This window comes from Primorskyibacter flagellatus, from assembly GCF_014638275.1.
Taxonomy (GTDB): domain Bacteria; phylum Pseudomonadota; class Alphaproteobacteria; order Rhodobacterales; family Rhodobacteraceae; genus Pseudooceanicola; species Pseudooceanicola flagellatus_A.
The window spans coordinates 305,410-327,528 of record NZ_BMFJ01000002.1 but is presented as its reverse complement, the minus strand read 5'-3'; the positions used below and the strand labels follow the sequence as shown (position 1 = coordinate 327,528).

Here is a 22,119-nt window from a genome sequence, read left to right as displayed (position 1 = left end):
GCGAGGTAAGCTATGGCGCCCAGGACAAAACCCGTAACGGCGGCCCTGTCGGAGGTGGCGGCCGCGCGCTCCGAACCCGTGTCGGCGGGGGTCCGGCGGCTGCGTCGCCCCCTTACCACGGCGGAACAGATCGCGGATGCGGTCGGTGCGATGATCGTGGAGGGGCGGCTGTCGGCCGGGGAACGGATCGGGGAGGAGAAGCTGGCGGATTTCTACCGCGTCAGCCGCGGCCCGGTGCGCGACGCCTTCCGGATCCTGGAAAAGAGACGGCTGGTGGAAATCATCCCGCGGCGCGGCGCCTTCGTGCGCCCGGTCACGCGCGACTCCATCGCCGATCTGTTCAATGTGCGGAACGCGCTGGCCGGCATGGCCGCTGCCACGGTCGCGCGCCGGGTGGCCGCGGATCCGGGGGGCAACGTCATGCTCAAGATCGACCGCAGGCTCGACCAGCTGCGCGGAATGGCGGAGATCGCTGATTGCGCCCCGCTCGACTACAGTTTCCAGATGACGCGGATCGTCTACACGATCATCGCGACCAGCGGGAATCAGCTGCTGCTGGAGATCTGGTCGGAACTGAACGATCACACCTTCTGGACGGCGATCTGGAAGACGCCGCAGGACGCGCTGACCCGGGCGGAGCGGCGCAAGCGGCTGGCCCAGATAGAACGCGGCATCGCGGCGATCCACAGCGGCGATCCGCAGGCGGCAGAGGCGGACACGCGCCTCTGGCTCGACCTGATCCGCGATCGGGTGCTGTCCAACCTGTCGTCCAGCAGCCCGTCGGGTCTGCGCTGATCGCGGTTCAGAGGTCGCGCGCGAAGGTCAGGGACGTCGGACGGTCGAATCCGGGGTGACTGCTGCGGCCGGTCTCGCGGAAGCCGAGCGCGGCGAAGGTGGCGTGGTTTTCCGTCAGTTCGACGCGGGTCTGGAGCTGAAGGCGCGGCAGGCCCAGTGCCTTCGCACGGGTTTCGGCGAGCGTAAGGAGCCGACGGGCCAGGCCACGGCCCCGAGCCGCATCGGCGACGGCCAGCTTCCCGATATAGAGGTGATCGGGCTTCGGCGTGAGGATGACGCAGGCCAGCGGGCCGGGGATGATCCAGAGTTCGTTTGTCCCGGCCTCCTGCGCCAGCGCTGCCACCGGCATCCGGGCGAGCGAGGAGGGCGGGTCGATGCGTCCGTCCATATAGGCGAAGGCGGCGGTCAGCAGGGCGTGGGTGGCGGCGATCTCGGGCGAGGCCGGGGTCAGGCGGAGGGGGGTGTCGGTCATGGCGGTCAGGTCTGACGGGGGCGCTGCCCCCGGCGCGTGCCGCGCCTCCCCCGGAGTATTTCGGGCAAGATGAAGCTCAGGTCAGGGACGCGATCCGGGCGCGGGCAGAGTTGGAGCGGGGGGTCCAGAGGTTGCGGTCGATGGCCTCCTGCAGGCGGTCGGCGATTTCCTTCAGGGCGGCGGGATTGTGGGTTTCGATGAAGTTGCGGGTGTCATCGTCTTCCAGGAAGGCCTGTTCGACAAGGTCGAAATGGTGGGTCTTCACGGCGTTGGTGGTGGCGGCGAAGGCGAATAGGTAGTCGACCGTCGCGGCGATTTCGAAGGCGCCCTTGTAGCCATGGCGCTTCACCCCGTCGATCCATTTGGGGTTCACGACGCGGGAGCGGAGGACGCGGGCGATTTCCTCGTCCAGCGTGCGGATGACGGGGCGCTCAGGGCGGGAGTGGTCGTTGTGGTAGACGGGGCGCGCGCTGCCCTGCAGGTGCTGCACGGCGACGGAAGCGCCGCCTTCGAACTGGTAGTAGTCGTCGGAATCGAGCAGGTCGTGTTCGCGGTTGTCCTGGTTCTGGACGATGGCTTCGGTCTGGGAGAGGCGCTGTTCCAGGCCGCCGCGGTCGGCCTCTCCGTCCGTCTTCGCGCCGTAGGCGTATGCGCCCCAGGTGAGGTAGGCTTCTGCCAGATCCTTCGGGTCGCGCCAGAGCCGTTCGTCGATCATGGCCTGAAGGCCCGCCCCGTAGGCACCGGGTTTTGAGCCGTAGATGCGGTGCGTGGCCTCACCGGCGCGGGCGCGGGCGGCAGCGGGATTGGTGTCCTCGGGTTCATCGAGCTTCTGTACGGCGCGGGCGGCGCTGTCGAAAAGAGAAATAAGCTGCGGGAAAGCGTCGCGGAAGAAGCCCGAAATGCGGAGGGTCACGTCGACCCGGGGGCGGCCTAGGGCGGTGGCGGGCAGGACCTCGAAACCGGTGACGCGGCGGTTGGCGGCGTCCCAGGTCGGTTTGACGCCCATGAGGGCGAGCGCCTGCGCGATGTCGTCGCCACCGGTGCGCATGTTGGCGGTGCCCCATGCGGTGATGAGCAGAGTCCGCGGGTAGTCGCCGTGATCCTGCAGGTGGCGGTCGATCAGCAGGTTCGCGGATTTCCAGCCCAGTTTCCACGCGGTCGGGGTCGGGACGGCGCGGCTGTCGACACTGTAGAAGTTGCGACCCGTGGGCAGGGTGTCGAGGCGTCCGCGGGTCGGGGCACCGGAGGGGGCCGGGGCGACGAAACGGCCGGAGAGGGCGGTAAGCAGGCCAGCGGTTTCTGCCGGTCCGCAGGCGGAGAGCGTGGGGGCGATGGTGTCGCGGATATGGGCAAGGACCGCGGCGGAGGCGGGGCCGGGGGCGTCGGTGCCTTCAAGCAGGGCGATGGCGAGCAGTTCGAGGCGTTCGACGGTGTCGCCCGTGCTGCGCCATTGGTCTGGCGAAAGGGAGGAAAGCGCCTGCGGACGCAGACCATTCCACGGAGCGGCCATGTCGCAGTCGAGCGGGTCGAATGCGAGGTTCAGGTCCGACGCCAGCGCTCGGGAGAGGGAGGCGTCGGGACCCTTGCCCTCCCCCCTCGGGATGCGGGTCAGGGCGAGGAGGAGGTCGCGGGACAGGCGCCCTTCGGGCGAGAGGCCAAAGATGTGGAGGCCATCCCGGATTTGCGCCTCCTTCAGATCGCAGAGCCAGGCGTCAAGCTTTTGGAGGTCGGTCTCCTCGTCCCCGGTGAAGCCCGCGTCGAGATCGACGCCGGTGGCTGAGGTCAGGCTCAGAATTTCGCGCCGGAGATGTGTGATGCGGCGGGGGTCGACCCCGGCGGCTTCGTAATATTCATCGACCAGCGCTTCGAGGTCGCGCAGGGGGCCGTAGCTTTCGGCGCGGGTCAGGGGCGGGGTCAGGTGATCGATGATGACAGCCTGCGCGCGCCGCTTGGCCTGCGTGCCTTCGCCCGGGTCGTTCACGATGAAGGGGTAGATGTGGGGCATGGGGCCGAGCACGGCCTCGGGGATGCAGGTTTCCGACAGGGCGATGGCCTTGCCGGGCAGCCATTCGAGGTTGCCGTGCTTGCCCATGTGGATCATCGCGTGCGCGCCCCAGGCCTCCCGCAGGGCGATGTAGAAGGCGAGATAGTTGTGCGGCGGGGAAAGGTCGGGGGCGTGGTAGGTCTCCTCCGGGTCGATGTTGTAGCCGCGGGCGGGCTGAACACCGATCATGACGTTGCCATGGGAATGGAGGGAGAGTTTGAAGCCGCCTGAGGCGGCTGCCGCCGGCGGGAGTATTTCTGGCAAGATGAAGTCGGCAGGGTTGGGGCGATCGGTGAAGAAGGGGTCTTCTTCGGGGGTGCCCCACCTGTCGGTGATCTGCTTTTTGACGTCCCAAGGAAGAGCGTTGAAGTGAGTGAGGTAGGTGGCGAGGGAGAGGAAGGTTCCTCCGGTCCTCTGCGCCCGGTCGGTCAGATGGTTCGTGGGGCCGGAGGTGATTTCGGCCATCAGGGCGTCGCTGTTGGAGGGGGCGTTTTCGACGTCGTAGCCTGCGGCGGCGAGGGTTGTCAGCGCGTGGATCGTGGCGGCGGGGGTGTCGAGGCCGACGCCGTTGGCGAGGCGGCCGTCCTTGTTGGGATAGTTGGCGAGGATGATCGCTGCGCGGCGCTCCCGCGGGGGCGTGCGGCGCAGGGTCGTCCAGTTCTTTGCCAGCTGCGTGACGAAATCGATGCGGTCACCGCGGGTCTGCCAGCCGGCGATCGGGCATTGGGTGGCGTCGTCGTAGAAGGTTTCTCCCTTGAATGCCACAGCGCGGGAAAGGATGCGGCCGTCGACCTCGGGCAGGGCGACGTTCATGGCGATGTCGCGGGCGGAAAGGCCTGTGAGGGTGTCGGCCCAGTGATCCTCGGACGTGGCGGAGAGCACGACCTGGAAGACGGGGCTGTCGTTGGCGGCGGGCGCGGTGAGGGGGTTCGCGCCGGTATCGTCACCGTGGGGTGAGCCGACGGCGAAGCTGGTGAGGTTCAGGATCAGCTCGGGCCGGGTTTCGGTGAAGAGGTGATCGAGGGTCGCGGCGGAGACCGGGTCCTTGAGCGAGGCGACGTAGACGGGGAGCGGGTTCAGCCCGGCGCGAAGCAGGGCGCGGGTCAGGCGGTTGACGGGGCCGAGGTCGCCGGCCTGCAGAAGCGCGCGGTAGAAGACGATCGGAACCGTCGGAGCATCGGGTGTCCAGGTGGCGCGCAGTGTGTCGAGTGAGGCGGAGGTGACGCCGGGCCAGTAAAGGCCGGATTTCAGAAGCGGCCGCGCGGGCGCGGGACGCTCGGCGTCGCGGATCATGGCGCGGGCGTGGGCGAGGAAGGTCTGGGCGTTCTCCGGTCCGCCTTCGACGAGCGCCTGCCAAAGGGCGGTGTAGTCGTCATCCGACACGGTTGAGTAGCGGCGGAGGTCGGCGTCGGGCTTGTCGTCGCCGGACAGGGCGGCGAAGGGAACGCCGGCGTCGCGCAGGCGGGCGGCGTATTGTTCGAACCCGTATTTCCAGTAGGCTGCCCCGCCGAGAATGCGGGCGATGACGAGTTTCGACTTCGTCGCCGTCTGGTCGAGGTGCAGGTCGACCGACATGGGGTGCTGCAGGGAAGAGAGGTTTGCCAGGCGCAGGGCGGGCGGGTCCTCCATCGCCGCGCGGGCGTGGGACAGGGCGGCGAGTTCCGTGTCGGCGGCGGAGATCACCACCAGGTCGGCGGGCGTCTGGTTCAAGTCGACCGCGTCGTCGGTGTCGATGCGTCCGGGGGTGGCGGCGAGGAGGTGCATGGTTCCGTTCGCCCCTGCCGGGGCGATGCCTCCGGCGGGGATATTTCTGGCAAGATGAGGTCAGGTCGGATCGGGCGCGGCGAGGGTCTTTTCCATGAAGACCGATGTGCCGTTGGCCTGATACGCGCCGAAGGGGCCGCGGCGGGTGAAGCCGTTGCGTTCGTAGAGGCGGCAGGCAGCGTCGAGCTTGTCGGCGGTTTCGAGGCGCAGGATGGTGACGCCTTCGTCCCGGGCCGTGTCTTCGATCTGGCGCAGGAGGGCCGCGCCGACACCCTTGCCGCGGGCGGCCTCGGTTACGAAGAAGCTTTTGACCTCTCCGTAGCCGTCGCAGAGCTTCAGGGCCGCGGTGCCGAGCGTTTCTGCCCCGTCGCGGGCGGTGAAGAAGCGGATATCCGGTTTCGCCAAAGCTTCGTGAGAGAGGAAGTGGTTCTCCTCCGGATTGAAGAGACGGCGCATCAGGCCCTGGCTCGCGTCGAGCAGAGCGGAGGCGGGCGGGTCAAGCGGGTTTCCGGGTTCGACGACGATCATGCGGCGAGCGCTTTCTCGATGGCGGCGCGGTCGAGGCCGGTCTGGCCGATCACGACGAGCCGGGTTTCGCGCGGGGCGGTGCCGAAGGGCTGGTCGTAGTAGGTGTCGATCCGGGGGCCGACCGCCTGCAGGGTCAGGCGCATCGGTTTGCCCGCGACGGCGGCGAAGCCCTTGAGGCGCAGGATGCCATGGGCGCGGATCGTTCCGGCGACGTGTTCGGCAAAGGCTTTGGGGTCGGCGATCTCTCCGCGTGTGACGACGAAAGATTCGAAATCGTCGTGGCCATGGTCATGATCATGGTCATGATCGTCGTCTTCATCGTCGTGGTGGTGGTGATGGACCTCGTGGCGCGCTTCCATGTCGGTTTCGGCGGCGGTTTCGAGGCCAAGCAGGACCTCGACCGGAAGCGCGCCCATGGAGGACTGGACGACGCGCACGCCGGGGCGGACGGCATCGGTCAGGGTCTGGGTGGTGGAGATCAGCGCGGTCCTGTCCATCAGGTCGGACTTGTTGACGACGATCATGTCGGCGCAGGCCAGTTGATCCTCGAACAGCTCGGCCAGCGGGGTCTCGTGGTCCAGGTTGTCGTCCATCGCCCGCTGCGCATCCACGGCGGCGACGTCATGGGCGAAGGTTCCGGCGTGATGGGCCGGGCCGTCGACCACGGTGACGACGCCATCGACCGTGACGCGGGTGGAAATCGCGGGCCAGCTGAAGGCGCGCACGAGGGGCTGGGGCAGGGCGAGGCCGGAGGTTTCGATCACGATGTGGTCGGGGCGGTCCTCCCGGTCGAGCAGCTTTTCGAGCGTCGGAATGAAATCCTCGGCCACGGTGCAGCAGATGCAGCCGTTGGAAAGCTCCATGATGTCCTCTTCGCGGCAGGCGCTGTCGCCACAGCCGCGCAGGATGTCTCCGTCGACGCCGAGGTCGCCGAATTCGTTGATGATGAGCGCGATCCGCTTGCCGTTCGCGTTCTGCAGCATGTGGCGGATCAGCGTGGTCTTTCCGGCGCCGAGAAAGCCGGTGACGACGGTTGCAGGGATCTTGGCGGGCATGGGGCGGCCTCCTTCAAGAGGACAGTCGGCAAAAGGGGAAACGGCGGCTCACGGAGGAGCCGCCGGAGATCGGTCGCAATGGGCCCTAGATCAGGCCGCGAAAAGGCGCGGCGTGAACAGGCGGGCGAGCGAGGTGTCGCGCAGGGTCTTGGCCCCGGCCAGCACGGCGAGGTCGGCCAGCGGTTCGATCAGGATGACCATCATGTAGGCCGCGCCAAAGGAGGTGACGGAGGCCAGCGTGGTGGCGGAGAAGCCCTGGCCGTAGAAGGCCCAGAAGGCGACCCATGCGACGACCCCGGCCTGGAAGGCGGTGGAGAGGGCGAGCGCCTGGCCATAGCTCACGTCGGCATAGCGGGTGCCGGCCGGGATGATGCGACGGGCGAGCAGGGACATGGCGTAAAGCGGGGCGAGCAGGGTGGTCACGTTGATCGTGTACTGCGGCAGGTCGAAGGGGGCGAAGAAGACGCCCTGAGCCAGCAGGCCAAGCGCGAGGCCGATGCCCGCGGGCGCGGCGCCGAACAGCAGGAAGAGGGTGGAGCCGAGGATGAAATGGACCTCGGACACGCCGACGGGGAAGTGCGGCAGGACCTGGAAGAAGATGAAGGTCAGGACGGTCGAGGCTGCGGTGCCGATGGCGAGCCGCGCGACGTCCATCGCCTTGATATGGTCCCACACCAGCTTGGCGGTGTAAGTACCTGCAGCCGCGGCAGTGCCGTAGCTGAGGATCATCTTGGCGCCAGTGACGATTCCGGGTTCGATATGCATCTGTCTGTTCTCCTTCGCCGTCATCCCCGACAGCGTTCTGGGTTTCATCGCTACGGCCGGTCTCCTGGCTGGCGGGTCGCTGCGGGGCTTCGCCTTCCCGGTTTCATGGTTTCCCATGTCGCCAGTGGCTGAATGAAGCCCGCTCGCCGCTGTACAGTCGCGGGGGCGGCTGCGGTTTCGGATCCCGAAGTGGGTCGTCCGGTCCGCATTCCCGATTATCCCCGGGCGCTTTGCGCCTTTTGATGGGGAACCGTAATAATCGGTTGTGGTCCCGCCGGGGTGCCGAGGTCAAGGAGAATCCGCGTCGCGCGGGGTCGGGGTGCCTTTGGCGCGGCAGTCCTGCCTGCCACGCGGACAGCGCACCACGCAGGCGTGGCGAATTTGTTGGACGGAGGGTAAACCTCTGATACTGTGGCGGTATACTTCTTCTATTTCCGGAACAGACTCATGAAAACCCTTCTGGCTCTCTGCCTGGCCATTTCGACCTGTGCGACCGCGGTTGCCGCCTCTCCCTTCCGCCTGACCGGCACGCTGTCCTTCACAGGGGATTCCGGTGCCGCGCTTCCGACCGGCGTGCTTGACGCGCTCAAGGCCCGGATCGATGGCACGACGATCATCTACGACTTCGATTTCGATGCGAGCGGCGCGGTGCCCGAAGTGGCGGGCAACGTCACGACGCTGCGCGATCTGGTCTCCTCCATCGCGCTGACCATCGCCGGTGCGGGGTTCGATCCGGCGACCGACCGCTGCGACCTGCTGAACGACTGCGATGTCGTGTCGACCTTTATCCCCGGTGCGGGGACCAGCATCGTCGGGTTCTCTCCGCTGATCTCGGACACGGTGCTGGCCGCGCAGCTGGCGGCGGACACCGGGCTGACGCCGCCGGCCTTTGGCAGCTTCGGCATCACCGCGCTGATGTCCGGTTCCAGCTTCATCGGGCTGAGCGATCCGGTTCCGACGGGGCCGGGCGATTTCGACCTGTCGCGTGCGGGGCTGTCGCTGTTCCTGAACGGCGCCTTCACCGGAGAACCGCAGGTCGCGCGGGCGAACTTCGACATTCTGGGTGCCACCATCACCGATCTTTCCGCCGTCCCGCTGCCCGCCGGGGCGGTGCTGCTGGTCGGTGCGCTTGGCGCCTTCGGGGCGGTTCGCCGCCGGTCGTCGCGGGTCTGACGTCAATATCTTGTGGAAAAGCCGTCGGTCCGCCCAATATGCGGCGGTCCGGCGTTGACTCACACAGGGGCGCTCCGCAGTCTGTCCGGAACGGACGGAATCAGGCGGACGCCCTTTGCGCTTTTCAAAACTCAGGCTCACCGGCTTCAAGAGCTTTGTCGACCCGACGGATCTTCTGATCCATGACGGGCTGACCGGCGTGGTCGGTCCGAACGGCTGCGGCAAGTCCAACCTGCTTGAGGCGCTGAGATGGGTGATGGGCGAAAACCGTCCCACGGCGATGCGCGGCGGAGGGATGGAGGACGTGATCTTTGCCGGGGCGTCGTCGCGCCCGGCCCGGAACTTCGCCGAGGTCTCGCTCATCATCGACAACCAGGAGCGGCTGGCGCCCGCCGGGTTCAACGACCAGGACCAGATCGAGATCGTGCGCCGCATCACCCGCGACGTCGGGTCGGCCTACAAGACCAACGGCAAGGATGTGCGGGCGCGGGACGTGCAGATGCTGTTTGCCGATGCCTCGACCGGGGCGCAGTCGCCGGCGTTGGTGCGGCAGGGGCAGATCTCGGAACTCATCAACGCCAAGCCCAAGGCAAGGCGGCGGATTCTCGAGGAGGCGGCGGGGATCTCGGGCCTCTACCAGCGGCGGCACGAGGCGGAGCTGAAGCTGAACGGGGCCGAACAGAACCTGTCCCGCGTCGACGACGTGATCGAGACGCTGGCACAGCAGTTGCAGGTGCTGGAACGGCAGGCGCGGCAGGCGCAGCGGTATCGGTCGATCGGGGCAGAGCTCCGGCGGGCCGAGGGGATGCTGCTCTACCGCCGCTGGAAAGAGGCGGATGAGGCCCGGACGGTTGCTCTGGCCGATCTGAAGGGCCGGGTGACGGCGGCCGCGCAGGCCGAGGCGGCGGCGGTGAAGTCCGGTCAAGCCCGCGGCGCGGCGGAAGAGGCGCTGCCTCCCAAGCGCGAGGAAGAGGCGGTCGCGGGCGCGATCCTGCAACGGCTTCAGGTCCAGCGCGACCAGCTGACGGAGGAAGAGGCGCGGGCGGTGGAGACCATCGCCGTGCTGCGCGCCCGGATCGAACAGCTGGTCAAGGACCGGGAGCGGGAGCAGGGCCTGAACCGCGATGCCGGCGAGACGATCGCCCGGCTGGAATGGGAGCAACGCGAACTGGCCAAGGCCGGTGAAGGGCATGGCGACCATCTGGCCGAACTGGCCGAACAGTCGCGCGAGGCCGCGGCGGTCCTGACGCAGCGGGAATCCGACCTGTCGACCCTGACGGAAGATGTGGCGCGGCTGTCGGCGCGGCACCTGTCGGCGCAGCGTCTGCTGGACGACAGTCTGCGGACGCGGGCACGCAGCGAATCCGAGGCGGAGAAGGCGCGGTTCGCGGTGTCGGAATCGCGCAAGGCCGTCGCGGCGGCGGCTGAGGACCGCAAGGCGGCAGAGGCGCAGGTCGCGCAGGCGCAGGGCACGGCGCAGCGGGCGGAGGAAACGCTGGCCGCCGCCGAAACCACGCGGGCGGAGACGCAGCAGCGCGAGGCGGATGCGCGCGCGGCTAGGTCCTCGGCCGAGGGCGAGGTGAATGCGCTGCAGGCCGAGACGAGCGCGCTGGCGCGGCTGGTGGCGCGGGAAAGCGCGGAGTCCGGGCAGGTGCTGGACGAGGTGCGGGTTGCTCCGGGCTACGAAAAGGCGCTTGGCGCGGCCCTGGCGGATGACCTGCGCGCGCCGGTCGTCGCGGGCGACGGGCCGTCGGGCTGGGTCGGTCTGCCGGACTACGACGACGCGCCGGGGCTGCCGGGCGGCGTCATGGCGCTGAGCGAAGTGGTGACGGTGCCGAATGTGCTGCGCCGCCGGATCGCCCAGATCGGATTGATCGACGCCGAGGATGCGGCGCGGTTGCAACCGATGCTGCGTCCCGGTCAGCGCCTTGTGTCGATCGAGGGCGACCTGTGGAGATGGGACGGCTACCGGGCCTGGGCAGAGGACGCGCCCTCGGCCGCGGCGCTTCGTTTGCAGCAGATGAACCGGCTGGAGGCGCTGAAGCAGGAGCTAGAACAGGCGAATGCGCGGGCCGAGGGGGCGCGCGCGGCGCATCAGAGCCTGTCGAAGCGTCTGGCGGATCTGACGGATGCCGATGCGCGGGCCCGGCAGGCGCGGAAGCAGGCGGACCAGCTGGTGCAGGAGGCCGCGCGGCGGCTGAACCGGGCGGAGTCCGACCAGTCGATTGCCGAAACCCGGCTTGAGAGCCTTGGCCTGGCCGTGGCACGGCACGAGGAGGAGGCGCTGGCTGCCAGCGCGCAGGTCAAGGAAGCGGAGAAGGCGGTGCGGGATCTCCCCGATCTCGCCGGTGCGCGGGTGACGGTGGACGAGATCAAGCTGGCGGTGGAGGCCGCGAGGGTCACCATGATGTCCCGCCGAGCGGCCCACGATGAACTGCGCCGCGAAGGCGAGGCGCGGGTGCGCCGGTCGCAGGAGGTCATCAAGGAAATCAGCGGCTGGCGGCTTCGGCTGGACACGGCGGACAAGCGGATCGCGGAGCTTGAGGCGCGGCGGGGCTCGAGCGAGGCGGAACTGGCGGATGCCGAGGCGGTGCCGCAGGATCTGGCGGGGAAGCGAGAGGCGCTGTCGGCGGAGATCGTGAAAGCGGAGGCCCGGCGGGCGGAAGCCGCGGATGCTTTGTCCGTTGCCGAGGCCGCGTTGCGCGAGGCCGTGGCGACGGAGCGGGATGCGGAGCGCACTGCGTCAGAGGCACGCGAGGCCCGCGCGCGGGCGGAAGCGAAGTCCGACGCCGCGCAGGAGGCGGTCGAACGCGCCGCCGAACGTATCGCCGAGGAGCAGGAGGTCACGCCCAAGCAGCTGCTGGAGTCGCTGGCGGTCGATGTGGCGTCAATGCCCTCCTCCGATGCCATCGAGAACGACCTGAACCGGCTGCGCCGCCAGCGTGACGCGCTTGGCGCGGTGAACCTGCGGGCGGAGGAGGACGCCAGGGAGGTCGCGGCGGAGCATCTGGCGCTGGTTCGGGAGAAGGACGACCTGACGGAGGCCATCGCCACCCTGCGCAATGGCATTGCCGGGCTGAACCGTGAAGGGCGCGACCGGCTGTTGCAGGCCTTCACCCAGGTGAACCGCAACTTCGGGATGCTGTTCCGTCATCTCTTTGGCGGCGGCGAGGCCAACCTCGTGCTGGTGGAATCCGACGACCCGCTCGAGGCGGGGCTGGAGATCATGTGCCAGCCGCCGGGCAAGAAGCTGTCGGTCCTGTCGCTGCTGTCGGGCGGGGAGCAGACGCTGACGGCCATGGCGCTGATCTTTGCGGTTTTCCTCGTGAACCCCGCGCCGATCTGTGTGCTGGACGAGGTCGACGCGCCGCTGGACGACGCCAACGTCACCCGGTTCTGCGACCTGCTGGACGAAATGGTGAATCGGGCCGACACGAGGTTCCTCATCATCACGCACCACGCCGTGACCATGGCGCGCATGGATCGGCTGTTCGGCGTGACCATGCAGGAGCAGGGCGTGTCGCAGCTGGTTTCCGTCGATCTGAAGAAGGCCGAGGCGCTGGTGGCGTAAAGCTGCCTGCCGGCCGGGGTTCAAGGAAAGTTCATCGAACTGGCGCAGGACTGTCTTTGTCCGGCGGGATAGGAGGCGCGTGACGATAAACAGGAGTCTGTCATGTCCTTCACCGATGTTCGGCGCGCCCCGCTGCCCCGCCCCGTCCGCCCGTGGCGGTCGCTCATGCTTCGCCTGGCCGAAGCCGCCCGGATCCGCCGCGACCGGGAGAAGCTGGAAGCATTGCCGCAGTATCTTCTGGACGATATCGGCGTGACCCGCGACGGCCGTCGGCAGGTCCGCTGATCCGGCAACGGCTGGCTAACCAGGGTCCGCATGGTCTCCTGGCGTCGCGATCCTTCGCAGCGTCGGGAGATGATGACCCTGACTGGCGGTCGCGATCATTCGGCTCTTGGCCCGTCGTGCCTACAACCGGTTCAGCAGGGCCGCGGTCGGCCAGGCGTCGGCGGGCATCCCCAGTTCCTGCTGGACCTTCTGCACGGCCTCGCGCGATTTCGCGCCCAGGATGCCGTCGATGTCGCCCACGTCGTAGCCCCGGGCGGCCAGTTTCTGCTGGAGCCGCTTCATCTCTGCGCCGGAAAGCCCCGGCTCGGGATTGCCGGCGTCGAAGACCGGCGCTCCGGTCAGGCGGTTTGCGAAATAGGCGGCGGTCAGGACATAGGTGAAGCTCTGGTTCCACTCGAAATAGACGGAGAAGTTGGGGTAGGCGAGGAAGGCCGGGCCCTTCCGCCCCTGCGGAATTATGACTGAGGCGGGCAGTCCGGTGAGCCACTGGCCCGAGCGCGGGCGTACGCCCATGGCCTGCCACTGATCCGGGGTCATGGTGGTGCGGAGACCGGTCTTCGACCAGTCCATTTCCGCGGGCAGCACGATTTCCTGCAGCCAGGGCTCTCCGGCGCGCCAGCCGAGGTGGCGCAGCATCTTCGCGCCGGACATCAGTGCGTCGGGGGCGGAGGTCTTGAGCAGCACATGCCCGTCGCCGTCGCCGTCCACGCCGTTTTCAAGGATGTCGCCGGGCAGCATCTGCACCATGCCGATCTCTCCGGCCCAGGCACCGGTGGTGCGGGCGGGGTCGAAATCGCCGTGTTCGAACAGGGTGAGGGCGGCGAAAATCTGCGGCCGGAACAGCTCCGGACGGCGGCAGTCGTGGGCCAGGGTCACCAGCGCGTTCAGCGTGTTGAAGTCGCCCTGGAAGGCACCGTAGTCCGTTTCGAACGCCCAGAAGGCCAGCAGCACCCCGCGGGAGACGCCGTATTCAGCCTCGACCCGGTCGAAGACCGCGTCGTATTTCTTCGCATTGGCCTGACCTGCGCTGATCCGGTTCTGGGAGATCAGGCGGCGTGCGAAACTGGTGAAATCCAGCTGGAACACGCCCTGCGCGCGGTCGGCCCTGATGACGGCGGGGTCGTGGCGGACCGGGGCGAAGAACCGGTCGACGGAGGCGGGGGCATGGCCCTTGGCGACCGCTTCGGCCTTCAGGCCCTGCACGAAGCCGCCGAAACTGCCGCCGCATTGCGCCAGGGCCGGGGCGGCGGTCAGGCAGAGGGCGGCAAGGGTTGCTGTCAGTCGGCGCATCGGGGTCTCCGCTTCGGTTTCCGGCGACCCTATCAGGTCGCGCGGGCGCGGCAACAGGGCTGTCAGACCAGCGCAAAGAGCAGCGCGATGGCGGCGAGAAGGGCCCAGGCGCGCCAGATCAGGGCGACGGCGCGGTCGATCTCTTGGGGGCCGATCATGCGGCGGGCGCTGCCGTTCACCCAGGGGAAGGGGCGCAGTTCGCCGTGATAGGCGCGAGGTCCGGACAGGGCGATGTCGAGCGCGCGGGCCATGGCGGCCTCCGGCCAGCCGGCATTGGGAGAGCGGTGCTGGCGCGCGTCGCGGGCAAGCGCGCCCCAGTCGGGTCGGTGTCGGGCGGCGAGGCACAGCAGCAGGGCGGTGGCACGCGCGGGGATCAGGTTCAGCAGGTCGTCGAGCCGGGCGGAGGCCCAGCCGAATGCCACGTGGCGCGGGGTGCGGTAGCCGATCATGCTGTCGGCGGTATTCACGGCCTTGTAGGCGAGCATGGCGGGCAGGCCTCCGACCAGGAACCAGAAGGCGGGGGCGACGATGCCGTCTGAGAAGTTCTCGGCCGCGCTTTCGATGGCGGCGCGGGCGATGGCCGGGTCGTCCATGGCTTCGGTGTCGCGGCCGACGATGCGGGCGACGGCGGTGCGCCCTGCCGCGCGGGACAGGCGCAGGGCATCGGCGACGGCGGCGACGTGATCGGCCAAAGATCTCTGGGCAAGCAGGATGGCGGCGGCGATGGCTTCGGGCAGGCTGCCGAGCGCGGCTATAGCGGTGCCGATGGTCCAGGCCCCGGCCAGCAGGGCTAGGGTCAGGGCGACGCCCCTGGCGCGCCGCATCGGTCCGGTGTTGAACCGGCGGTCGGCCCGGTCGATCAGGCGGCCGATGACGACTGCGGGATGGGTCAGGCGGGACCAGAGCCAGTCCGGTTCCCCGAAGGCCGCGTCCAGCAGAAGGGCAAGGACCAGCGTCACCGGAAGGCTCCGAGCGCGGTTTCCAAGCGCGGCCAGTCCTTCGGGGCAGGCAGGCCGAAGCGCAGGGCGGTGGCGGACCAGGGGAAGGGGCGGGTCAGGATGTGATGGGTCGACAGATGGCGGTGCAGCCCGGCGGCGCGCGGGTGGTCGTAAAGGCGGAAGAGCGGTGTGCCTCCGGTCAGGGTCGCGCCGGTGGCGGTGACGAGGCGGTCGAGGCGGGCGGCGTCCTCGGCCAGCCGCGCACGGGTGTCGGCGGCCCATGCGGTGTCGCCTAACGCGCGCGCGCCGAGTTCGAGCGCGGGGCCCGAGACCGGCCAGGGGCCAAGCATCGCCGCAAGCGGTCCGACCAGATCGGGGTCGCCGATGACGAAACCAAGCCGCAGTCCGGCCAGCCCCCAGAACTTGCCGAAGCTCTTCAGCACCAGCTTGCCCGGGCGGATGGCGCTGGCGATCAGGCTGCGATCCGGCGCGATGTCGCAGAAGCTTTCGTCGATAATGCAGAGTGCAGCACCGGCGTCGTCGGCGGTGTGCCAGCGGCCATCGGGATTATTGGGGTGGACAAGCACGACTGCCCCGGCGGCCCCATCTTCCTCCGTCACCTGCCAGCCGGCAGCGCGGAAAGCCGCGGCATGTTCGTTGTAGGTCGGGCCGGGGATGCGGACGGTCGCGGCGGGGCGCAGGCGCGGGATCAATGCAATCGCGGCGGAGGCACCGGGAACGGCTAGAACCGCGACCTCGGGCGGGACCTGCCAGAGGCGGCGGGCGGCCTTGATCAGCGCCTCTTCCGCGTCGCGGTCGGGCAGGGCCGTCCAGGCGCGGGCGGACAGGTCCGTGACGGGGTAGGGGACCGGGTTGATGCCGGTCGAAAGGTCGATCCAGTCCTCGCGCGTGCCGCCAAAGGCCCGGATCGCGTCGTCGATCCGGCCGCCGTGGTCGCGGCTGTGGCCCGTGGCGGACATCTGTCAGGCGTCGTCCGGCAGGGGCGGGTGGCGGGTGACGAAGTGCCCCTTCACCCCCTGCGGCCACTGGCGGAACGGGACCTGGCCGGTGTCGCTGTCCGCGTGCAGCCGGGCGTAATCGACGATGGCCCCGGCCGCGTCGGTATCGGGAGAGAAGCGCCCGAGCGTGTAGGCCAGTTTGCCCTGCGCCTGGATCGCCACGTTGCAGCCATGGGTACATCCCATCAGACAGGAGACGCGGCGGGTGCGCAGCCCGGTCCCGGCGGCGGCGGTTTCGACCAGCCCGGCGAGAACCTCGCCGTCCGTCAGGGGCTGGCCCCGCTCGGCCCAGTCCTCCTGCTTGCAGGTGTCGCAGATGGTGATCCAGGTGGTCATGTCTTGGTCTGCCCCGTCTGTTCGTCGCGTCTTCGGTCGCGCCATAGAGCCGGTTTTGACGGCAATGGCAAACCTCGCGTCCCTTTCGCCTCTCGCTGGCCGGTGCGCCGGGCCCACGTTAACCACTTGTTAGGGATTCTGCCGCAAAACGTAACGGACCGGGCGGTCCTCCTCCCGTCCGGTCTTTCACCACGGGAAAGGCCTGCTGCTTGACCGCGCCGCTCAGACACGATTCCGCCATGCCTCCGGCCGGGGCGTCGCCCATGTCAGGGGCCCCGCGGGTGCTGATCGTGGGCAACGGTGACGGCAATGTCCGCAGCCTGTGGAAGCGGCATCTCGGCGAAAAGGGCTTCGACGTGCGGCACGTCACCGATTCCGAGGCCGCCATCGCGCGGCTGCGGGACGAGCCGTTCGCGGTGGTCGTCATCGATCTGGTTTTCGAACGCGGGTCGGCTTTCGCGGTGTCCGACTATGCCAACTTCCGGCATCCCGGTACGCCGCTGATCTTCGTGAACAGCGACGATTTCCTGGCCGACGGGGTGATCTTCAGCCTCTGTTCCAACGCCTGCATGATCATCCCCGCCCGCACCGCACCGCCGGACGTGGCCGCCATCGTCGCCCATTATGCCCGGAAGACCCGCGCCGCCTAGCCGCGGCCGTGCGGCGCCGTCAGGTCCAGCACAGGACCGATCGGCACGATGCGCGACGGGTTGATGTGCTCGTGGCTGTAATAGTAGTGCCGCGCGATGTGGTCGAAATGCACCGTCTCCGCCACGCCGGGCCACTGGTATAGTTCGCGCAGGTAGCCGGACATCGCGGGGTAGTCGATGATGCGGCGGCGGTTGCACTTGAAATGCGTGTGATAGACCGTGTCGAAACGGATCAGCGTGGTGAACAGCCGCCAGTCCGCCTCCGTGATCCGGTCCCCGGCGAGATAGCGGTGCTCCTCAAGCAGCCTCTCGATCCAGTCCAGGCTGTCGAACAGCGCGCCGACGGCCTTGTCATAGGCCTTCTGGGTCGAGGCGAACCCGGACTTGTAGACGCCGTTGTTGACCGTGTCGTAGACACGGGCGTTGATCTCCTCGATCCGGGGACGCAACGGTTCGGGGTGGTAGTCGTCGGTGTTGCCGGTCAGCCCGTCGAAGGCCGAGTTGAACATCCGGATGATGTCCGCGGATTCGTTGGACACGATCTCGCCCCGCTCCCGGTCCCAGAGCACCGGCACTGTTACACGCGTTGTCGCCTCGGGATCGGACGCGGTATAGACTTCGTACAGGCGGTCTTTCCCCATCAACCGGTCCCCGGTGGCGCCGGGGTGGTCGGTGGCAAAGGTCCAGCCTTCGTCCAGCATGTCGGGGCTCACGACCGACACGTCGATATGGGCGGTCAGATCCTTCAGGTGCCGGAAGATCAGCGCGCGATGCGCCCAGGGGCAGGCGTAGGACACATAGAGGTGGTAGCGCCCGCTTTCGGCGGCGAACCCGCCCGAACCCGTGGGTCCCGCGCTGCCGTCCGCCGTCACCCAGTTGCGGAAGCTGCTTTCCTTGCGCTCGAACTCTCCGCCCTCGGACAGGCTGGCGAGGCTCTGTTTTTCCCAGGTTCCGTCGATCAGCTGGCCCATGTGCTTTCTCCTTCTGTATGGGCAGGATCTAACGGGCGGCGCGACCGGGTCCAGCCGCACTGGGGCGCAGGCCCCGTGCAGGGGCGCACATCCGGGGGTGGGGAAACGGGCGGGCGATCATCGTTGCGACTCCGCCGGCGGTTGCCTATAGAGGAGGGGACGATGCCCCGCGAGGGGCCGGAAAGGTGCAGGTCTGCGACATCGACCCAGACAGGGGATGCAGGGACCGGATCGTCGGAGGTCGCGACCGCGGCCCCCTTCGGCCTTTCCGGAAAGATGGAAAGGACTGACGATGCGACTCCTCCCCGCCCTGTTTCTGACGCTGGTCGCCGGCCCCGCCGCGGCGCATGTCGGCCATCTCGGAGAAGTCGCCGGCCATGGTCACTGGCTGGGCGCCGCGGCACTTGGCGCGGCCATAGCGATCGGGCTCTGGCAGGGGCTGCGCGGTCGCGGCGGAAAGGCGCAGGCCGAGGAGGATCAGGGCGACGTCCCGGCGGATGAAGACCCGCAGGAGGCCTGATCCATGACAACCGGGGTGATGATCTGCGGCCATGGCTCTCGCAGCCAGGCGGCGGTGGACGAGTTCGCGGTGCTGGCGCAGCGTCTGCCCGCGCTGCTGCCACCGGACTGGCTGGTCGACTACGGCTATCTCGAGTTTGCCAACCCCGTGATCCGCGACGGGCTTGACCGGCTGCGGGCCCGGGGATGTGACCGGATCCTCGCGGTGCCGGGGATGCTGTTCGCGGCGATGCACACGAAGAACGACATTCCGACGGTGCTGAACACGTATGCGGCGCAGCACGGGATCGACATCCGCTATGGCCGGGAACTTGGCGTGGACCCGCGCATGATCGCCGCCGCCGCGGACCGGATCCGTGCGGAGCTCGCGGCCGCCGGGGATGACGTGCCGCTGTCGGAAACCTGCCTCGTGGTGATCGGGCGCGGGGCGTCGGACCCGGATGCCAACGGCAATGTGGCCAAGGTGGCGCGGATGCTGCACGAGGGGCTGGGCTTCGGCTGGTGCGAGGTGGGCTATTCCGGCGTCACCTTCCCGTTGGTGGAACCCTGCCTCAGGCATGTGACCCGGCTTGGCTACCGGCGCGTTGTGGTCTTTCCGTATTTCCTGTTCACCGGCATTCTGGTCGACCGGATCTACGGCTTCACCGACCGTGTGGCCGCGGACCATCCGGAGATCGAGTTCCTCAAGGCCGGTTACCTCAACGACCACGAGCAGGTGATCGCCACCTTCGCGGCGCGGGTGCGCGAACTGGACGCGACGGAGGCGATCCCGAACTGTGGCATCTGCGCCTATCGCGAACAGGTGCTCTCCTTCGACGATGGCGGACACCGGCACATCACGCCCGAGCAGCGCCGCCACCCGGCTTTCGCCGATGTGCCTCCGCCGACCTGCGTGCTCTGCAAGTACCGCGCGGCGGTGGTCGGGTTCGAGGCCGAGGTCGGCGCGATCCAGGAAAGCCACCATCATCATGTCGAGGGGCAGGGCGCGTCCGCCCCCGGCTCCAACGTGGCGGACTGCACGCTCTGCGACACGTTCTGTACCGGGGAATGCCGGCTGGACCTGACCGCGGGCCATCACGGCCACCATCACCACGGTCACGGCCATGGTCATGGCCACGGGCACGCAGGGGGGCATCACCACCATCACCACGCCGACTATCCCCATGCGGATCACCCGCATGGGCCGGAAAGCGCGCGGAAGGTGCGGGTCTGACCCCGCCCGCCGCCCGATCCCCGTCCCGAAGGCCCGCCATGCGTCCCTATGAAACCGACCCCGCCGCGATCTACGCCCAGAGCTTTGCGACCGTCCGGCGCGAGGCCCGGCTGGAGCGGTTTCCGCCCGGCCTTCAGGCCATGGCGATCCGGCTGATCCACGCCTGCGGCATGGTCGATGTCGCCGACCGGCTGGCTTTTTCCGAGGCGGCCTGGGAGGCGGGGCGAACCGCGCTTCTCTCCGGGGCGCCGGTGCTCTGCGACTGCGAGATGGTCGCGGCAGGGGTGATCCGGCGCAGCCTGCCGGCGGAGAACGAGGTGGTGGTCACGCTGAACGATCCGCAGGTGCCGCAGCGGGCGAAGGCGATTTCCAATACGCGGTCTGCTGCGGCGGTGGAACTCTGGGCCGGTCGGCTCGACGGAGCGGTGGTGGCGATCGGCAACGCGCCGACCGCGCTGTTCCACCTGCTGGAGCTGATCGACGCCGGTGCCCCGCGCCCGGCGGTGATCCTCGGTTTCCCGGTCGGCTTCGTCGGCGCGGCGGAGAGCAAGGCCGAACTGGCCGCCAACCCGCGCGGCTGTGCCTATGTGGCGCTGCGCGGTCGGCGCGGCGGATCGGCCATGGCCTCGGCGGCGGTGAACGCGCTGGCGGCGGGCCTGCCGGGAGAGGAGATTCGATGACAATGCCAGTGGCGGGACGGGGATGCCTCCGGCGGGAGTATTTCGGGCAAGATGAAGGGGGGGCGATCCCCTGCTTCATCTTGCCCGAAATACTCGACGGCGCGGCGCGGGCCTCAGGGCGCGGCGCAGGGACCGGTGCGCGATGAGCACCCCCTGGCTGCATATCGTCGGTATCGGCGAGGACGGGATGGACGGGCTGACACCCGCCACCCGCGCCGTGGTCGAGGCGGCGGAGGTCATCATCGGCGGCGACCGGCATCACCGGCTGTCGGACGCTGTGACGGCGGAGCGGGTGGCCTGGCCGTCCCCGTTCGACGCGCTGATCTCCACCCTGAACGGGTACAGGGGGCGGCGGGTCGTCGTGCTGGCGACGGGAGACCCGCTGTGGTTTTCCGTGGGCGCGCGGATCGGGCGGGGCATCCCGCCGGGCGAGATCGTCTATCACCCGCAGCTCTCGGCCTTCCAGCTGGCCTCGGCCCGGATGGGCTGGTCCATGGCGGATCTGGAGACGCTGACGGTGCATGGCCGTCCGGTGGAGCAGATGATCGCCTTCATCCAGCCCGACGCACGGCTGCTGATCCTGACGACAGGGGCGGAGACACCGGGGCAGATCGCGCGCTTCCTGACCGAACGCGGGTTCGGGCGGTCTCCGATGACGGTGCTGGCCAACATGGGCGGGGCGGGCGAAGTCCGGTTCGACGGGCTGGCGGAAAGCTGGGATCACGAGGTGCCCGCCTTCAACACCCTTGCGGTCGACTGTGTGGCTGCCCCGGGTGCGGCGCTGCTTCCGCGGGTGCCGGGGCTGGCGGATGATCTCTTCGTGTCCGATGGCACCATGACCAAGCGCGAGGTACGGGCGGTGACGCTGGCCAAGCTGATGCCGATGCGGGGCGCGCTGCTCTGGGACATCGGGACGGGCTGCGGATCGGTTGCCGTCGAATGGATGCGGGGCGCGCGCTATGCGCGGGCCGTCGGGATAGAACCGCGCGCGGACCGGCGGTCCATGGCGGCGGCGAATGCGCTGGCGCTTGGCGTGCCGGGGCTGCGGCTGGTGGAGGGCGAGGCCCCGGCGGCGCTGGACGGTCTGGAGGCCCCCGATGCGGTGTTTATCGGAGGCGGGCTCAGCGCGGAGGCTTTCGGGGCCGCCTGGGCGGCGCTGAAACCGCTTGGCCGGCTGGTGGCCAATGCGGTGACGATCGAGAGCGAGCAGGTCATGCTGGCGCTTCACGCGCGGCATGGCGGGGAACTATGCAAAATCCAGGTCGCGCGGGCGGAGGCGGTTGGCCGGATGTCTGGCTGGAAACCGGCGATGCCGGTGACCCAGTGGAGCCTGGTGAAGCGATGACCGGGCGGCTGTATGGCGTGGGCCTTGGCCCCGGCGATCCTGAGTTGCTAACGCTGAAGGCGGCGCGGCTGATCGCGGGCGCTTCGGTGGTGGCCTATCCGGCGCTGACGGGCGGGGCGAGCTTTGCGCGTTCCATCGCCGCCGGGCTGATCCCGGCCGGGTGCCGCGAGATCGTCATGGATGTGCCGATGACGGTGGAGCGGGCACCGGCGCAGGCTGCCTATGACACGGGCGCGGAGGAGATCGCCGCGGCGCTGGAAAGCGGCGCGGACGTGGTCTGTCTCTGCGAGGGGGATCCATTCTTCTACGGCTCGTTCATGTACCTGTTCGCGCGGCTGTCGGGTCGGTTCGAGGTCGAGGTCGTGCCCGGCGTCACCTCCGTCTCCGCCTGTTCGGCGCGGGCCGGGCGGCCGCTGGTCGCGCGCAACGAACGGCTCACGGTTCTGCCGGGGCCGCTGCCCGGGGCGGAGCTTCGTGAGCGGATCGGCGGGGCGGAAGCGGTCGCGATCCTGAAGGTCGGTCGGCACATGGCGAAGATCCGGGGGGTGTTCGCGGAGCTCGGGCTGCTGGACAAGGCGGTCTATGTGGCGCGGGTCGGCCTGCCGGACGAAGTTGTCTGCCCGCTGGCGCAGGCGCCGGAAGCGGCGCCCTATTTCTCGATGATCCTGATGAACAGGGGGGATGATCCGTGGCTCTAGACCCGGTG

20 protein-coding genes and 1 riboswitch are annotated in these 22,119 nt (G+C 68.8%); of the genes, 10 read left to right on the top strand and 10 right to left on the bottom strand.

The features are described from left to right. Positions 1-12: 12 nt before the first annotated feature. A complete protein-coding gene (locus IEV87_RS15830; protein WP_188478798.1) occupies positions 13-795 on the top strand; it encodes a GntR family transcriptional regulator in 783 nt (260 codons plus the stop codon). Between the two features lie 7 nt (positions 796-802). Here the strand turns inward: IEV87_RS15830 and IEV87_RS15825 are convergent, their stop codons facing one another. The 5 genes from IEV87_RS15825 to IEV87_RS15805 form a co-directional block, all read right to left on the bottom strand. Continuing rightward, positions 803-1,267, bottom strand: a complete 465-nt coding sequence (locus tag IEV87_RS15825) for a GNAT family N-acetyltransferase (protein ID WP_188478797.1) — start codon at positions 1,265-1,267, stop codon at positions 803-805. 76 nt (positions 1,268-1,343) lie between these two features. After that, positions 1,344-5,075: a cobaltochelatase subunit CobN gene (cobN, locus tag IEV87_RS15820; protein WP_188478796.1), complete on the bottom strand. Its 3,732-nt coding sequence runs from the start codon at positions 5,073-5,075 to the stop codon at positions 1,344-1,346. A gap of 60 nt (positions 5,076-5,135) precedes the next feature. Then, a complete protein-coding gene (locus IEV87_RS15815) occupies positions 5,136-5,603 on the bottom strand; it encodes a GNAT family N-acetyltransferase (RefSeq protein ID WP_188478795.1) in 468 nt (155 codons plus the stop codon). Further along, positions 5,600-6,658 (bottom strand): cobalamin biosynthesis protein CobW, encoded by a 1,059-nt coding sequence (gene cobW / locus IEV87_RS15810; protein WP_188478794.1) that lies wholly within the window; start codon positions 6,656-6,658, stop codon positions 5,600-5,602. The genes IEV87_RS15815 and cobW overlap by 4 nt, the downstream gene beginning before the upstream one ends. A 90-nt stretch (positions 6,659-6,748) precedes the next feature. After that, the gene (locus tag IEV87_RS15805; RefSeq protein WP_188479485.1) at positions 6,749-7,423 is read right to left on the bottom strand and encodes an energy-coupling factor ABC transporter permease; all 675 of its coding nucleotides are present in this window, start codon (positions 7,421-7,423) and stop codon (positions 6,749-6,751) included. A 37-nt stretch (positions 7,424-7,460) separates the two neighbouring features. Beyond that, positions 7,461-7,693, bottom strand: a riboswitch (cobalamin riboswitch). 177 nt (positions 7,694-7,870) lie between these two features. Between IEV87_RS15805 and IEV87_RS15800 the strand changes: the two genes are divergently transcribed. From IEV87_RS15800 to IEV87_RS15790, 3 genes are all read left to right on the top strand, one after another. Then, entirely contained in the window at positions 7,871-8,596 is a 726-nt protein-coding gene (locus IEV87_RS15800; RefSeq protein WP_188478793.1) for a VPLPA-CTERM sorting domain-containing protein, read from the top strand. 115 nt (positions 8,597-8,711) lie between these two features. Next, a complete protein-coding gene (locus IEV87_RS15795; RefSeq protein ID WP_188478792.1) occupies positions 8,712-12,167 on the top strand; it encodes an AAA family ATPase in 3,456 nt (1,151 codons plus the stop codon). Positions 12,168-12,269: 102 nt separating this feature from the next. Then, a complete protein-coding gene (locus IEV87_RS15790) occupies positions 12,270-12,452 on the top strand; it encodes a hypothetical protein (protein ID WP_188478791.1) in 183 nt (60 codons plus the stop codon). Positions 12,453-12,572: 120 nt separating this feature from the next. On the opposite strand, the gene IEV87_RS15785 is transcribed toward IEV87_RS15790, so the two are convergent. The 4 genes from IEV87_RS15785 to IEV87_RS15770 all read right to left on the bottom strand — a co-directional run bounded on the left by IEV87_RS15785 (position 12,573) and on the right by IEV87_RS15770 (position 16,035). Further along, positions 12,573-13,742 carry a lytic murein transglycosylase gene (locus tag IEV87_RS15785; protein WP_188478790.1) on the bottom strand — a complete coding sequence of 390 codons (1,170 nt, stop codon included), beginning with the start codon at positions 13,740-13,742 and terminating at the stop codon, positions 12,573-12,575. A gap of 62 nt (positions 13,743-13,804) precedes the next feature. Beyond that, positions 13,805-14,701 carry an adenosylcobinamide-phosphate synthase CbiB gene (cbiB, locus tag IEV87_RS15780; RefSeq protein ID WP_188478789.1) on the bottom strand — a complete coding sequence of 299 codons (897 nt, stop codon included), beginning with the start codon at positions 14,699-14,701 and terminating at the stop codon, positions 13,805-13,807. Beyond that, entirely contained in the window at positions 14,698-15,660 is a 963-nt protein-coding gene (cobD, locus tag IEV87_RS15775) for a threonine-phosphate decarboxylase CobD (protein ID WP_188478788.1), read from the bottom strand. Before cobD ends, cbiB begins: the two co-directional genes overlap by 4 nt. Positions 15,661-15,663: 3 nt before the next feature. Continuing rightward, entirely contained in the window at positions 15,664-16,035 is a 372-nt protein-coding gene (locus IEV87_RS15770; RefSeq protein WP_188478787.1) for a DUF1636 family protein, read from the bottom strand. 263 nt (positions 16,036-16,298) lie between these two features. Here IEV87_RS15770 and IEV87_RS15765 point away from each other — a divergent pair, with 263 nt between their 5' ends. Beyond that, positions 16,299-16,685: a response regulator gene (locus IEV87_RS15765; RefSeq protein ID WP_188478786.1), complete on the top strand. Its 387-nt coding sequence runs from the start codon at positions 16,299-16,301 to the stop codon at positions 16,683-16,685. On the opposite strand, the gene IEV87_RS15760 is transcribed toward IEV87_RS15765, so the two are convergent. Next, complete coding sequence (locus IEV87_RS15760; RefSeq protein WP_188478785.1) at positions 16,682-17,656, bottom strand: glutathione S-transferase family protein; 975 nt, start codon at positions 17,654-17,656, stop codon at positions 16,682-16,684. The two genes, IEV87_RS15765 and IEV87_RS15760, sit on opposite strands and share 4 nt — an antisense overlap. Before the next feature lie 292 nt (positions 17,657-17,948). Between IEV87_RS15760 and IEV87_RS15755 the strand changes: the two genes are divergently transcribed. The 5 genes from IEV87_RS15755 (at position 17,949) to cobI (ending at position 22,111) form a co-directional block, all read left to right on the top strand. Next, positions 17,949-18,176, top strand: coding sequence for a DUF6732 family protein (locus tag IEV87_RS15755; protein WP_188478784.1), 228 nt, complete (start codon positions 17,949-17,951; stop codon positions 18,174-18,176). A 3-nt stretch (positions 18,177-18,179) separates the two neighbouring features. Then, positions 18,180-19,388 (top strand): sirohydrochlorin chelatase, encoded by a 1,209-nt coding sequence (locus tag IEV87_RS15750; RefSeq protein ID WP_188478783.1) that lies wholly within the window; start codon positions 18,180-18,182, stop codon positions 19,386-19,388. A 38-nt stretch (positions 19,389-19,426) separates the two neighbouring features. Continuing rightward, entirely contained in the window at positions 19,427-20,068 is a 642-nt protein-coding gene (locus IEV87_RS15745; RefSeq protein ID WP_188478782.1) for a precorrin-8X methylmutase, read from the top strand. Between the two features lie 142 nt (positions 20,069-20,210). Then, entirely contained in the window at positions 20,211-21,413 is a 1,203-nt protein-coding gene (gene cbiE, locus IEV87_RS15740; RefSeq protein ID WP_188478781.1) for a precorrin-6y C5,15-methyltransferase (decarboxylating) subunit CbiE, read from the top strand. After that, positions 21,410-22,111: a precorrin-2 C(20)-methyltransferase gene (cobI, locus tag IEV87_RS15735; protein WP_188478780.1), complete on the top strand. Its 702-nt coding sequence runs from the start codon at positions 21,410-21,412 to the stop codon at positions 22,109-22,111. Before cbiE ends, cobI begins: the two co-directional genes overlap by 4 nt. Positions 22,112-22,119 lie beyond the last annotated feature (8 nt).